We start from the raw sequence: 12859 nt of genomic DNA, 5'->3' as shown, positions 1-12859 counted from the left end.
GACGTGACCGCAGCCCCTGAGCAGGTCGATGTGCTGGGCACCGCGCGCGAGCAGGTGCTGGAGCGGGGCGTCGGCCTGTCCGAGGAGCAGGTGCTCCAGGTCCTCCGGCTGCCCGACGAGCGGATCCCCGAGCTGCTGGAGCTGGCCCACGCGGTGCGCCTGCGCTGGTGCGGGCCGGAGGTCGAGGTCGAGGGCATCGTGTCGCTCAAGACCGGCGGCTGCCCCGAGGACTGCCACTTCTGCTCGCAGTCCGGCCAGTTCCCCTCGCCGGTCCGGTCGGCCTGGCTCGACATCCCGGGCCTCGTGCGCGCGGCGCGGCAGACCGCGGAGACCGGCGCGACGGAGTTCTGCATCGTGGCGGCGGTGCGCGGCCCCGACAAGCGGCTGCTGTCCCAGGTCCGCGACGGCATCAAGGCCATCCGCGAGGACGGCAACGACATCCAGATCGCGTGCTCGCTGGGGATGCTGACCCAGGAGCAGGTGGACGAGCTGGTGGGGATGGGCGTCCACCGCTACAACCACAACCTGGAGACGGCGCGCTCGCACTTCCCGTCCGTGGTGACCACCCACTCCTGGGAGGAGCGGTGGGACACGCTGCGCATGGTCGGCGAGGCCGGCATGGAGGTCTGCTGCGGCGGGATCATCGGCATGGGCGAGACGCTGGAGCAGCGGGCCGAGTTCGCGGCGCAGCTGGCGTCGCTCGACCCGGACGAGGTGCCGCTGAACTTCCTCATCCCCAACCCCGGGACGCCCTACGAGAACTACCCGGTGGTCGAGGGCCCCGAGGCGCTGCGCACCGTCGGCGCGTTCCGCCTGGCGCTGCCGCGCACCATCCTGCGCTTCGCCGGCGGCCGCGAGCTGACCTTCGGCGACCTGGGCGCGAAGCAGGGGATGCTGGGCGGGATCAACGCGATCATCGTCGGCAACTACCTGACCAACCTGGGCCGGCCCGCGCAGGACGACCTGGACATGCTGGGCGAGCTGGCCATGCCGATCAAGGAATTGAGCAAGACGCTGTGACCTACTGCGGCTACTGCGGCAAGCCGGCGGACGGGACCGACCACACCGCCTGCGCCTCCCGCCTGGGTGTCATCGACCCGCCGCGCTTCTGCGCGGAGTGCGCCCGGCGCATGGTGGTGCAGGTGACCCCCGCCGGCTGGACCGCCTCGTGCAGCCGCCACGGCCACCTGACCTCCCCCTAGACCCTCGCGAGTCGTACGCTCAGGACCACCGTGTCGTACGTTCAGGACCCCCGAGTTCAACGTTCAGGACCCCCGAGTTCCACGTTCGGACCGGTCCGGGGCGCGCGGTAACCTGCCTGCGTCGGATCGGGGTGCGGGAGGTTTGCGGGTGGCTGAGCAACCGGTGGGCGAGCGGGCTGAACCGGTTCGGGTGCCGCCCCCGCCCGCGTACGAGTACTACTACGTGGTGCAGCGGCCCCGGGTCGTGGTGAAGCGCGACCTGCTGCCCGGTTTCTCGGTGCTGTCCGCGATCTCCCTGGTCGGCCTGCCGGTCGGGTGGCTGTGGGCCCTGCTCGCGCCGCCGCAGAACGTGGTGGTCCAGGCGGACGCCTCGCTGGTCCCGGTGACCGGCGAGAGCTACCACCGGCTCGACGGGCTGATGCTGTTCGTGCTGATGGGGCTCGGCGTGGGCCTGCTGACCGGGATCGCCGTGTGGATGCTGCGGGAGCGGCGGGGACCCGTCGTGATGGTGGCGGCGACCCTGGGTTCGGTGGTCGCCGCCTACCTGGCGCAGCGGACCGGGCTCGGCACGGCGGGCAGCCGGTACGCCCTGGACGCCGCGCCCGCGGTGGGTGACCTGATCGCCCTGGCCCCGGTGCTGGAGACGTCGTGGGGCTTGCTGGCGTGGCCCTTGGGCACGGCGCTGGCGTACGGCTGCCTGGCCGCGTGGAACGGGTTGGACGACCTGGGGCGTCGGCTCGGCTAGAGCACGTAGGCCGTGTCGGGCACGTCGGTGACGAACATGTGGCCCGGGGCGTGGGTGATGGCGAACGGCGGTCTCGACGCCACCACCGCCGCCTGCGGGGTCACGCCGCAGGCCCAGAACACCGGCACGTCGCCGGGCCGGGGGTCGGCGGCGTCGCCGAAGTCCGGCCGGTCCAGGTCGCGGATGCCCAGGGCGGCCGGGTCGCCGACGTGGACCGGGGCGCCGTGGACCGCCGGCATCCGGGCGGTGACCCCGGTGGCGACGGTGACCAGGTCCTCGGGGACGTAGCGCATCGACACCACCACCGGCCCGTGCAGGCGGCCCGCCGGGCGGCACTGGACGTCGGTGACGTACATGGGCACGTTGCGGCCCTGCTCCACGTGGCGGAGGGGGACGCCCGCCTCCCTCAGGGCCGACTCGAAGCTGAAGCTGCATCCGATGAGGAAGGCCACCAGGTCCTCGCGCCAGTGGGCGGTGGCGTCGGTGGGTTCGGCGACGAGTTCGCCGTGCTCCCAGACGCGGTAGCGCGGGACGTCGCGCCGGAGGTCGGCGCCGGGCGCGAGGGGCGTGGTCGTGCCGCCCTCGTCGGTGACGTCCAGGACCGGGCACGGCTTGGGGTTGCGCTGGGTGAACAGCAGCACCTCGTAGGCCCAGTCGCGGGGGACGGCGATCAGGTTCGCCTGCGCGTAGCCGTCGGCGAGGCCGGCGGTCGGACCGGTGTGCGCCGCGCGCACGTCGGCGGGGGTGCCCGGAGTCATCGGAGCTCGACGCCCTTCGTCTCGGGGAGGCCCAGCAGGGCCAGGACGGCGATGCCGTAGGCGATCGCGCCGAAGATCATCGCGCCACCGACGCCCATGCCGGCCGCGAGGAAGCCGACGGCCGTGGGGAACAGCGCGCCCCCCGCCCGGCCGAAGTTGTAGGTGAAGCCCTGGCCGGTGCCGCGCAGGTCGGTCGGGTAGAGCTCGGCGAGGAACGAGCCGAAGCCGCTGAAGATGGCCGAGGTGGCGAAGCCCAGCGGGAAGGTGACCAGGAGCAGGAGGCCGTTGGCGCCGTCGGGGATCTGGGTGAACAGCACGATCAGCACGGCGCTCAGGGCGGCGAACAGGGTGAAGGTGCGCTTGCGGCCGAGCCGGTCGGTCAGGTAGCCGCCGGTGACGTAGCCGGCGAACGCGCCGCTGATCAGCAGTGCCAGGTACCCGCCGGTGTTGACGACGCTGAGGTCCCGCTCGGTCCTGAGGTAGGTCGGGACCCAGCTGGCCAGGGTGTAGTAGCCGCCCTGGACGCCGGTGGCGAGGACGGAGGCGAAGAAGGTGGTGTGCCCCAGCGGACCCCGGAAGATCGCCTTGAAGCTGCCCTTGCGGGTGCTGGCCGCGCGCTTCTCCTCGACGGCCGGCGCGTCCTCGACGTTGCGGCGGACGTAGAAGATCAGCACGGCGGGGATGGCGCCGGTCCAGAACAGCACCCGCCAGGCCGTGTCCGGCGGCAGGAAGCTGAAGACGACCGTGTAGACGACGACGCTCAGGCCCCAGCCGACCGCCCACGAGCTCTGGATGAACGCGACCGTGCGGCCCCGGTACTGGGGTTTGCAGTACTCGGCGACCAGGATCGCGCCCGCCGCCCACTCGCCGCCGAAGCCCAGGCCCTGGAGGGCGCGGAACACCATCAGCATCTCGTAGCTGGTGGCGAAGCCGCAGGCCACGGTGAACACGGCGTAGGTGATGACGGTGATCATGAGGGTCCGGACCCGGCCGATGCGGTCGGCCAGGACGCCCGCGATCGCCCCGCCGAGCGCCGAGACGACCAGGGTGACGGTGTTGAGCAGGCCCGCCTGGGCCTGGCTGATGCCGAAGTAGGCGGTGATGGCGAACAGGCTCAGGGGCAGGACCTGGAAGTCGTAGGCGTCGAGGCCGAAGCCGCCGAACGCGCCCGCGAACGCGCGCTTGCCCTTGGCGCCCAGGCTGTGGAACCAGGCGAAGGGGCTGGTGGTGGGTGTGGTCCGGGTACTCATGGCGTCACCTCGCGACGGTCGGTTGTGCCGTGGAGCACACGGTAGGGGATTGTTGAACAATCCGACTAGAGGGCAATCGAACGAGTCAACGAAGGGACGCTGAAGTCACCCGTGCGGCGCAGTGGGTGACGCCGGGGTGTGGTGGGGGTGCCGGCTGTCGCGGCGGGCCGGGGCGGTGCCGGCTGCGGGGGCGAGGGCGGGGCGAGGGGAGGCGAGCGCGAGCGGGCGTCCCCGGGCGGAACTCAGCCCTCGCGCCGACCGAAGTCCGGGTGGAAGCGGCGCATGAGGCGGACCGTCTCCTCGAAGTCGAGCTGGCCCGACGTGGGCGCCGCGCCCAGGAACGTGTAGGTGATCTTGGAGCCCAGCGCCGGGAAGAAGATCCGGGACGCGGTGCCGACCTCGCCCATGCCGATGACGATCAGGTCGTCGCCCTCCAGCAGCACGGTGGCCAACCGCCTGAGGTCGTCCCGCGAGCGCGCCATGGTCGAGATCTTGACGAGGTCCGCGCCCGCCTCCCGGGCGTCGCGGACCGTGGCCCGCAGGTCGTCGAGGGGCGGCGTCCGGTCGAAGTCGTGGAAGGAGACCACCGACAGCACGTCGTGCTCGCGGGCGGTGGCGAGCACGTCGGCCAGGACCGCGCGCGACGACAGCTCGACGTCCACCGCGTCCACGTGCGGCGTGAGCGCCCGGAAGAGGTCCAGGCGCTCCTGCTCGGACCCCTGCCAGAACCCGCCCTCGGCCCGGGAGCGGATCGTGGCCAGCGCGGGCAGTCCCCGGAACGCCGCGACCTGGCGCAGGACGTGGTCCGTGCCGGTGTCCCCGAAGCGGTCGACGCGGATCTCGGCCACGTCCACCCGCGCGGCCCGCGCCTCCTCGGCCGCCCGCTCCCCGCCCCGGTCGTCGAAGCTGACCGCGACGAGGGGGACACCGGTGTCGATCAGCGCCCGCAAGGTGTTCATCCGCAGTCCCCCGCCTGGTTCCGGTGCGGGCTGGGATCCTACCGGCTCAGTTGCGGTGGGGCAGGTGCCCCAGCTCGGACAGCGGCGCGGGCACGGCGTTCAGCGCGGTGATGATGCCCGCCTCGCGGTGCAGGATCCGGCGCACCAGGCGCAGCCGGCGGGCCGGCGAGGTCTCCTCCAGCAGCGCCAGGCGGTCTTCGAGGGTGAGCAGGCACTCGCCGGCCAGGGCGTAGGCCAGGTCCTCGACGGTGGTGTCCGCGGCGGGCAGGCGCAGGGCCGTGCTGGTGACCTCGCGGTAGCGGCCGTGGGCGGCCCGCGCGCTCTCGGCCAGCAGCGGCAGCAGCGGTTCGACCTCGGGCGGGTGCGGGGAGTCCGGCAGCCACTCGACCGAGCCGACCAGGTACGGCGCGCTGTCCTCGTCCACCTCCAGCAGGCGGAACCGCCTGCCCCCCTTGGTGGTCAGGTCGAAGCGCCCGTCGGGCAGCCGCTGCGCGTCCTGGAGCACGGCGGTGCAACCGACCGGGTGCAGCGCCGCCGCGTCCCCCTCGCCGACCTCCCACCCCTGCTTGATCGACACCACGCCGAACGTGCGCTCCGGCACCGCCCCGCTCACCAGGTCGACGGTCAGCTGGCGGTACCTGGGCTCGAACACGTGCAGCGGCAGGGACGCCCCGGGCAGCAGCACGGTGCCCAGCGGGAACAGGGGGAGCGTCGTGGTCACGGTCCCAAGTTACGTGTGGAGGGTGGCCGCAGCACGGCGAACGGGTCGGTGACCCGCATTTCGCCCGAGACGAAGCGGAACAGCGCCGCGGGCCGCCCGCCCGCCGGACCGGGGGGAGCGGTGGCCCCGGTGGGTTCCAGGAGACCGCGGCGGGACAGCACGCGTTGCAGGTTCGTCGCCGAGACCTTGTAGCCCAGCGCCGCCGAGTACAGCGAGCGCAGCGCCGAGATGGTGAACTCCGGTGGCGCCAGGGCGAAGCCGAGGTTGGTGTAGGAGAGCTTGGCGGCCAGCCGGTTGCGGGCGCGGGCGCAGATGGCCTCGTGGTCGAACGCCGTGGGCGGCAGGGCGTCGACCGGGTGCCAGCAGGTGTCCGGGGGCACCACGGGGTCGATGTGCGAGGGCACCAGGCCGAGGAACGCGGTGGCGATGACGCGCGCGCCGGGCACGCGGGCCGGGTTGCTGAACGCGGCCAGCTGCTCGACGTGGGACAGCTGCCGCACGTCGACCTTCTCCGCCAGCTGCCGCCGGATGGAGGTCTCCACGTCCTCGTCGTCGCCGAGGCCGCCGCCGGGCAGTGACCAGCGGTGAGCGTGCGGTTCCCGACCGCGCTGCCACAGCATGACCTGGAGTGACCCGGCTCTCACCTGGAGCACTGCGGCCACCACCTCATGTCCCGCGAGACCCACCCGGTGATACTATCGACCCTGTTTTCGACCGATAGGCGAAAACTGGCTCAAGGAGGAAGCATGGTCGCTACCGCCTACGTGGAGCGGGCCTCGGACGGCGCTTACGACGGCATCGCGCCCGACGCCGACTGGCGGGACGAGGTGCTGGAGCTGGCGCGCCGGCGGGACGCGGTCATCCTCGCGCACAACTACCAGCTGCCCGAGATCCAGGACATCGCCCACCACACCGGTGACTCGCTGGCCCTCAGCCGCATCGCGGCCGCGAGCGACGCGTCCACCATCGTGTTCTGCGGCGTGCACTTCATGGCGGAGACCGCCAAGATCCTGGCCCCGCACAAGACCGTGCTGATCCCGGACGAGCGCGCGGGCTGCTCGCTGGCCGACTCGATCACCGGCGAGCAGCTGCGCGCCTGGAAGGCCGAGCACCCCGGCGCCGTGGTGGTGTCCTACGTGAACACCACCGCGGAGGTGAAGGCGGAGACCGACATCTGCTGCACCTCGTCGAACGCGGTGGACGTGGTGGCCTCGATCCCGGCCGACCGGGAGGTGCTGTTCCTGCCGGACCAGTTCCTCGGCGCGCACGTCAAGCGCGAGACCGGCCGGGACAACCTGCGCATCTGGGCGGGCGAGTGCCACGTGCACGCGGGCATCAACGGCCCCGAGCTGGCCGAGCGGGCGGCGGCGAACCCCGACGCCGACCTGTTCATCCACCCCGAGTGCGGCTGCGCGACCTCCGCGCTGTACCTCGCGGGCGAGGGCGCCGTGCCCGCGGACAAGGTGAAGATCCTCTCGACCGGCGACATGATCACCGCCGCCCGGCGCACCAGCGCGAAGTCCGTGCTCGTGGCGACCGAGATCGGGATGCTGCACCAGCTGCGGCGCGCCGCGCCGGAGATCGACTTCCGGGCGGTCAACGACCGGGCGTCGTGCCGGTACATGAAGATGATCACGCCCGCGGCCCTGCTGCGCTCGCTGCGCGAGAACCGCGACGAGGTGCACGTGGACCCGGGTACGGCGGAGCGCGCCCGCGGGGCCGTGCAGCGCATGATCGAGATCGGGAAGCCCGGCGGCGGCGAATGACCGGCGTCCTGTGGGAGGCCCGCGCCGACCTGGTCGTGGTGGGCACCGGGGTGGCCGGGCTGACGGCGGCGCTGCGCGCGCGTGAGCTGGGGCTGCGGGTCCTGGTGGTGACCAAGGCGTCCGGTTCGGACGGCAACACCCGGTGGGCCCAGGGCGGCGTCGCGGTGGTGCTGCCGGGCGAGCACGACGAGGACGACTCGGTGGACGCGCACGTGCGCGACACCCTCGTGGCGGGCGCGGGCCTGTGCGACGAGGACGCGGTGCGGGCGATCATCGCGGGCGGGCCCGCGGCGGTGACCCGGCTGCGCGAGCGCGGCGCGGTGTTCGACGCCGCGCCCGACGGCCGGCTGGCGCGCACGCGGGAGGGCGGGCACTCGGCGTTCCGCGTGGTGCACGCGGGCGGCGACGCGACCGGCGCGGAGGTCGAGCGGGCCCTGCTGACCGCGGCCTCGGACGGGCTGGTGCCCGTGCTGGAGGACCACGTCGCGGTGGACGCGGTGCGCACGCCGCTGGGGCAGGTGTGCGGGCTGCTGGTGCTGGACGGCAACGGCGTGCCCGGTGTGCTGACCGCCCCCGCGGTGCTGCTGGCCAGCGGCGGCCTGGGCCAGCTCTACCAGGCCACCTCCAACCCGGAGGTGGCGACCGGCGACGGGCTGGCGCTGGCGCTGCGTGCGGGCGCGGTGGCGGCCGACGTGGAGTTCGTGCAGTTCCACCCGACCGTGCTCTACACCGGGCGCGGCGCGCGCGGCCGGTGCCCGCTGGTCACCGAGGCGGTGCGCGGCGAGGGCGCGGTGCTGGTCGACGCGACCGGCGCGCGGGTCATGCGCGGCGTGCACCCGCTGGAGGACCTGGCGCCCCGCGACGTCGTCGCGGCGGCGATCACCCGGCACCTGGCGGGCGCTCCCGGCGGCGTGGACGACCACGTGTTCCTCGACGCCACCGGCGTCCCGGGGTTCGCGGAGCGGTTCCCGACCGTGCGGGCGGCGTGCGCGGCGGCCGGCGTCGACCCGGCGCGCGAGCCGATCCCGGTGGCGCCCGCGGCGCACTTCGCGTGCGGCGGCGTGGTGTCCGACGTGGACGGCCGCACCGGGGTGACCGGTCTGTACGCGGCGGGCGAGGTGGCGCGGACCGGGCTGCACGGCGCGAACCGGTTGGCGTCCAACAGCCTGCTGGAGGGCCTGGTGGTCGGCACGAGGGCGGCCGCGGCGGTCGCGGCGGACCTGGCGATGGGCGTGCTGGCGCGCTGCTCCGGCACCGCCGAACTCCCGGTCGCGCCGGTGGCGGACCGGGACTCGCTGCAACGGGTGATGTCCCGGTACGCGGCGATCGGCCGCGACGCCGAGGGACTGGCGGTGGTCGGCTCGGTGCTCGACCTGTCCACCGCGGACCGCGTGCTGGGCACGCGGGAGCTGGTGGAGGACGCGGCGCTGACGGTGGCGGCGCGGGCGCTGATCGCGGCGGCGGCCGAGCGCGAGGAGTCGCGCGGCTGCCACGTGCGCACCGACTTCCCGGCGCGGGACGACGCGCGGGGCGCGCGCAGCCAGGTGGTCCGGCTCAACCCCTCGGGTCAGCCCGTGCTGGCCGACCCGGTGGCGGCGGCGAGAGGAGTGGCATGACGGTGGACAACCCGCTCGCGGGACCGGTTCCCGGGCTCGACCCGGACGACGTGCGCCGGGTGATCGCCGCGGCGCTGGCGGAGGACCTGCGGTACGGGCCCGACGCCACGACCGAGGCGACCGTGCCCGCCGACGCGGTGGCGGTGGCGGAGGTGACGCCCCGCGCGGCGGGCGTGCTCGCCGGCCTGCCCGTGGCGCTGGAGGTGTTCCGGCAGGTCACCGAGGTGGAGGTGCTCGAGCAGCGGACCGATGGCGACAAGGCCGTGCCCGGTGAGCCCGTGCTGGTGCTGCGGGGTCCGGTGCGCGGGCTGCTCACCGCCGAGCGCACCGCGCTGAACCTGGTGTGCCACCTGTCCGGGATCGCCACGCTGACCGCCGCGTGGGTGGCGGAGGTCGCGGGCACGAAGGCGGCGATCCGGGACTCCCGCAAGACCCTGCCCGGGTTGCGGCTGCTGGAGAAGTACGCGGTGCGGTGCGGCGGCGGCGTCAACCACCGGCTGGGCCTCGGCGACGCGGTGCTGATCAAGGACAACCACGTGCGGGCGGCCGGGTCGGTGCGCGCGGCGATGGCCGCCGTGCGCGCGCACGCGCCGCGGTTGTCGTGCGAGGTCGAGGTGGACTCGCTGGCGCAGTTGGACGAGGCGGTGGCGGAGGGCGCGGAGCTGGTGCTGCTGGACAACTTCACCGTGGCCGACTGCGCCGAGGCCGTGCGGCGCGCGGGCGGGGTGCGGCTGGAGGCGTCCGGCGGGCTGACCCTGGACGTGGCCCGCGCCTACGCCGGGACGGGGGTGGACTACCTCGCCGTGGGTGGGCTGACGCACTCGGCGCCGGCCCTCGACCTGGGGCTGGACCTGCGGTGACGCGACCGCGCCCGTGCCCGTGGGGGTGCGGGCGCGGTCGGGCCTGGCCGGTCGAGGTCAGTACCGGCCCGCGTCAGGACCGGCCCGCGTCAGTACCGGCCGGGGTCGTCGGTCGCGGGCCGCTCCAGCCGGTCGTGGTCCCCGCCGCGCGGGTCGGGGGTCAGGTCGTAGTACGCGCACAGCTCGTCCTGCTGCTCCCGCGACATGTGCTGGTCGGAGACGTCGATCCGCGGCGCGCCCCGCACCGTCCGCTTGGCCAGGGGCACGGTGATGGTGCCGGTGCCCACGGTCGCGTCCCGGATCGGGACGAACGTCTCCCTGAGCCCGAGCAGGCCGGTGTGCACCGACGCCCACACGGGCCGCCCGTCGCGGTCGTCGAGCCAGATCTGCTTCACCGCGCCGATCCGCTCGCCGCGCTCGTCGATGACCTCGCACTCGTACAGGCGGTCGACTTCGGCCTGGTCGCTCATGGCCGGGTTCCCTTCGCTGTCGTGGACCTGCGACAGAGGGCTTCCCGGCCTGCTCGCGCGGTTCGCCGTGGGCCACCCGCACGGGTGATGAGCCTCCCCCGGAAGGGTCAGAGCCTGCGGTTCACCAGCACCGGCAGGGTGCGGCGCGCCTGCTCGACGCTGCCCGCGTCCACGTCGACCAGGACCATCCCGGGCTCCGCGCCCAGTTGCTCGACCACCGCGCCCAGCGGCGAGGCCACCGTGCTGAACCCGATGCCGGTCGGCGCGCCCCCGTCGCCGGTCGGCGCGCCCCCGTCGCCAGCCCCCTCGGGACCCGCCGGGGGTTCGGCCTGGCCGCACGCCAGGACCCACGACGTGCAGTCCAGCGCGCGGGCGCGGACCAGCAGCTCCCACTGCTCCCGCTTGCCCGGACCGGCGCCCCACGACGCGCACAGCAGCACGGCCGTCGCGCCCCGGTCGGCCAGGGACCGGAACAGCTCGGGGAACCGCACGTCGTAGCAGGTGGCCAGGCCGAACACGATGCCGTCCACGGCGAAGACCACCGGCTGGGCGCCGGGCGCGACGGTGCGCGACTCGGCGAAGCCGAACGCGTCGAACAGGTGGATCTTGTCGTACCCCGAGTGGTGGCCGCCGCCGGTGACCAGCAGGGTGTTGGCCACCCGGCCGTCCGGCGCCGGGGTGAACATGCCCGCCACGACGACCACGCCGTGCTCCTCGGCGATGCCGCGCACCGCGCCGGCCCACGGCCCGTCCAGCGGCTCGGCCACCGGGCCGAGCGGCACGCCGAACCGGCACATGGCGGCCTCCGGGAACACCACCACCCCCGCGCCCCGCTCGGCGGCGCGCGCGGTCTCGACGCGCACCAGGTCGAGGTTGGCCGCCGGGTCGGCGGAGGAGGTGATCTGGCACAGGGCGACGCGCATACCTCCCACTCTAGGTAGTGTCGGGTTCCGTGCGCCCCCTCCTGCCCACGCTCGTCGTCGCCGCCCTCCTCGCCGCCGCGGGGTGCACGGGCGACACCACACCGAGCGCGGCGGGCACCCCGGACGGCAGCGCGCTCGTGCTGGCCGACGCGGTCGAGCCGACCACGCTGAACCCGCTGCTCGGCTACGGCCGCGAGGGCGTGTCCAAGATCTACGACGGCCTGGTCGAGCACCGCGCGGACGGCTCCGTGGGGCCCCGGCTGGCCGCCGAGCCGCCGACCCCCGCCGCCGACGGCCTGAGCTGGACCGTCCAGCTGCGGCGGGACGTCGCGTTCACCGACGGCACGACCTTCGGGCCCGAGGACGTGGTGGCCACCTACCGGGCGCTGCTGGACCCGGCGGCCGGTTCGACCGAGCGCGCCGCCTACGACGGGCTGACCGGCGTGGAGCAGCTGGACGCGGACACCGTCCGGTTCACCCTCGCGCGGCCCCGGGCGGCGTTCCCCCACCTGCTGGTGCTCGGCATCCTGCCCAGCGAGGCCCTGGGCGTGCCGCTGGCGGACGTCACCCCGGTCGGCACCGGCCCCTACCGGCTGGTCGAGTGGGCCAGGGGCGACCGGATGGTGCTGGAGGCCAACGCCGCCCACTTCGGCGGCGAGCCGGAGATCCGCAAGCTGACCGTGGTGTTCGTGCCGGACGACAACACGCGCGCCCAGCGGATGCAGGCGGGCGAGTTCGACGGCACCGAGCTGCCGCCCCGGCTGGCCGCCGCGTTCGGCAACGCCAACGGGATGCGCGTGCTCACCCACCGCAGCGCCGACCTGCGCGCGGTGACCATGCCCGCGGGCCCGGTGACCGGCGACGGCGCCATCCGGATGGCGCTCAACCACGCGGTCAACCGCAAGGGCCTGGTGGACAACCTGCTCGGCGGCAAGGGCGCCCCGGAGAGCACGCCGGTGCCCGCCGCGCTGCCGGAGTTCGTCGAGACCGCCGCCGAGTTCACCCACGACCGGGCCCAGGCCGAGCTGCTGCTCGACCAGGCGGGCTGGTTGCGCGGCCCGGACGGCGTGCGCGCGCGCGACGGCGTGCCCGCCCGGTTCACGCTCATGTACCCGATCGGCGACGTGGTGCGCGCCGACCTGGCCACCGGGTTCGCCGCGGACGCCAAGGCGGTCGGCGTGGAGGTGCAGCTGGCCGGCCTGGGCTGGGACGCCATCCCGGCCCGGCTCGGCGCGGACGCCCTGCTGCACGGCGGCGGCAGCCCGTTCGACCCCGACCTGGCCGTGCACCAGCGGCTGCACACCGGCAACCCGTGGGGCTACGCGAACCCGCAGGTGGACGCGGCCCTGGACGCCGGGCGGTCGCTGCTGGACCCGGCCCAGCGGGCGGCGGCGTACAAGCAGCTCCAGCGGGCGTACGTGGCCGCGCCGGGCATGGTCGTGCTGGCCTCGGTGCAGCACACGTACGTGGTGCGCGAGAACTGGAACGGTTACCAGGAGGTCGTGGACCCCTACACGCGCGGCGCGCTGTCGTGGGGGCCGTGGTGGAACCTGGAGAAATGGACGCCCCGCTAGCCCACCCGGAGGACC

At 74.4% G+C, this 12859-nt stretch carries 14 protein-coding genes; 7 read left to right on the top strand and 7 right to left on the bottom strand.

The window, feature by feature from the left end; translation table 11 throughout:
• Positions 1–3: 3 nt before the first annotated feature.
• From bioB to Q5530_RS18975, 3 genes are all read left to right on the top strand, one after another.
• On the top strand, positions 4–1020 hold the full coding sequence (gene bioB / locus Q5530_RS18985; RefSeq protein WP_415363949.1) for a biotin synthase BioB: 1017 nt from the start codon (positions 4–6) through the stop codon (positions 1018–1020).
• Complete coding sequence (locus Q5530_RS18980) at positions 1017–1202, top strand: hypothetical protein (protein WP_380633860.1); 186 nt, start codon at positions 1017–1019, stop codon at positions 1200–1202. Before bioB ends, Q5530_RS18980 begins: the two co-directional genes overlap by 4 nt.
• Before the next feature lie 148 nt (positions 1203–1350).
• Complete coding sequence (locus tag Q5530_RS18975; RefSeq protein WP_380633862.1) at positions 1351–1947, top strand: DUF2567 domain-containing protein; 597 nt, start codon at positions 1351–1353, stop codon at positions 1945–1947.
• Here the strand turns inward: Q5530_RS18975 and Q5530_RS18970 are convergent.
• The 5 genes from Q5530_RS18970 to Q5530_RS18950 form a co-directional block, all read right to left on the bottom strand.
• On the bottom strand, positions 1944–2705 hold the full coding sequence (locus tag Q5530_RS18970; RefSeq protein WP_415363947.1) for a putative hydro-lyase: 762 nt from the start codon (positions 2703–2705) through the stop codon (positions 1944–1946). The genes Q5530_RS18975 and Q5530_RS18970 overlap by 4 nt on opposite strands.
• Positions 2702–3955 (bottom strand): MFS transporter, encoded by a 1254-nt coding sequence (locus Q5530_RS18965; RefSeq protein ID WP_415363945.1) that lies wholly within the window; start codon positions 3953–3955, stop codon positions 2702–2704. Before Q5530_RS18965 ends, Q5530_RS18970 begins: the two co-directional genes overlap by 4 nt.
• 242 nt (positions 3956–4197) lie before the next feature.
• Positions 4198–4914, bottom strand: a complete 717-nt coding sequence (locus Q5530_RS18960) for a type I 3-dehydroquinate dehydratase (protein WP_415363943.1) — start codon at positions 4912–4914, stop codon at positions 4198–4200.
• 46 nt (positions 4915–4960) lie between these two features.
• On the bottom strand, positions 4961–5635 hold the full coding sequence (locus Q5530_RS18955; protein ID WP_380633866.1) for an LON peptidase substrate-binding domain-containing protein: 675 nt from the start codon (positions 5633–5635) through the stop codon (positions 4961–4963).
• Positions 5632–6321, bottom strand: coding sequence for an NUDIX hydrolase (locus Q5530_RS18950; RefSeq protein ID WP_415363941.1), 690 nt, complete (start codon positions 6319–6321; stop codon positions 5632–5634). Before Q5530_RS18950 ends, Q5530_RS18955 begins: the two co-directional genes overlap by 4 nt.
• A gap of 60 nt (positions 6322–6381) precedes the next feature.
• Between Q5530_RS18950 and nadA the strand changes: the two genes are divergently transcribed.
• The 3 genes from nadA to nadC are packed head-to-tail and all read left to right on the top strand — an operon-like array spanning position 6382 to position 9877.
• Positions 6382–7401, top strand: a complete 1020-nt coding sequence (gene nadA / locus Q5530_RS18945) for a quinolinate synthase NadA (RefSeq protein WP_415363939.1) — start codon at positions 6382–6384, stop codon at positions 7399–7401.
• On the top strand, positions 7398–9017 hold the full coding sequence (locus Q5530_RS18940; protein WP_415363937.1) for an L-aspartate oxidase: 1620 nt from the start codon (positions 7398–7400) through the stop codon (positions 9015–9017). The genes nadA and Q5530_RS18940 overlap by 4 nt, the downstream gene beginning before the upstream one ends.
• The gene (nadC, locus tag Q5530_RS18935) at positions 9014–9877 is read left to right on the top strand and encodes a carboxylating nicotinate-nucleotide diphosphorylase (protein WP_415363936.1); all 864 of its coding nucleotides are present in this window, start codon (positions 9014–9016) and stop codon (positions 9875–9877) included. The genes Q5530_RS18940 and nadC overlap by 4 nt, the downstream gene beginning before the upstream one ends.
• 89 nt (positions 9878–9966) lie before the next feature.
• Here the strand turns inward: nadC and Q5530_RS18930 are convergent, their stop codons facing one another.
• Complete coding sequence (locus tag Q5530_RS18930) at positions 9967–10347, bottom strand: PRC-barrel domain-containing protein (RefSeq protein WP_415363934.1); 381 nt, start codon at positions 10345–10347, stop codon at positions 9967–9969.
• A 107-nt stretch (positions 10348–10454) separates the two neighbouring features.
• Positions 10455–11270 carry a carbon-nitrogen hydrolase family protein gene (locus Q5530_RS18925; protein ID WP_415363933.1) on the bottom strand — a complete coding sequence of 272 codons (816 nt, stop codon included), beginning with the start codon at positions 11268–11270 and terminating at the stop codon, positions 10455–10457.
• A 29-nt stretch (positions 11271–11299) separates the two neighbouring features.
• Here Q5530_RS18925 and Q5530_RS18920 point away from each other — a divergent pair, with 29 nt between their 5' ends.
• Complete coding sequence (locus tag Q5530_RS18920) at positions 11300–12844, top strand: ABC transporter substrate-binding protein (protein WP_415363932.1); 1545 nt, start codon at positions 11300–11302, stop codon at positions 12842–12844.
• Positions 12845–12859: the final 15 nt, after the last annotated feature.

It is taken from the genome of Saccharothrix sp. BKS2, from assembly GCF_047689505.1.
Lineage (GTDB): Bacteria > Actinomycetota > Actinomycetes > Mycobacteriales > Pseudonocardiaceae > Actinosynnema > Actinosynnema lopnurensis.
Note: the sequence above shows the minus strand (reverse complement) of the source record. Positions and strands in the feature narration are given on the sequence as shown.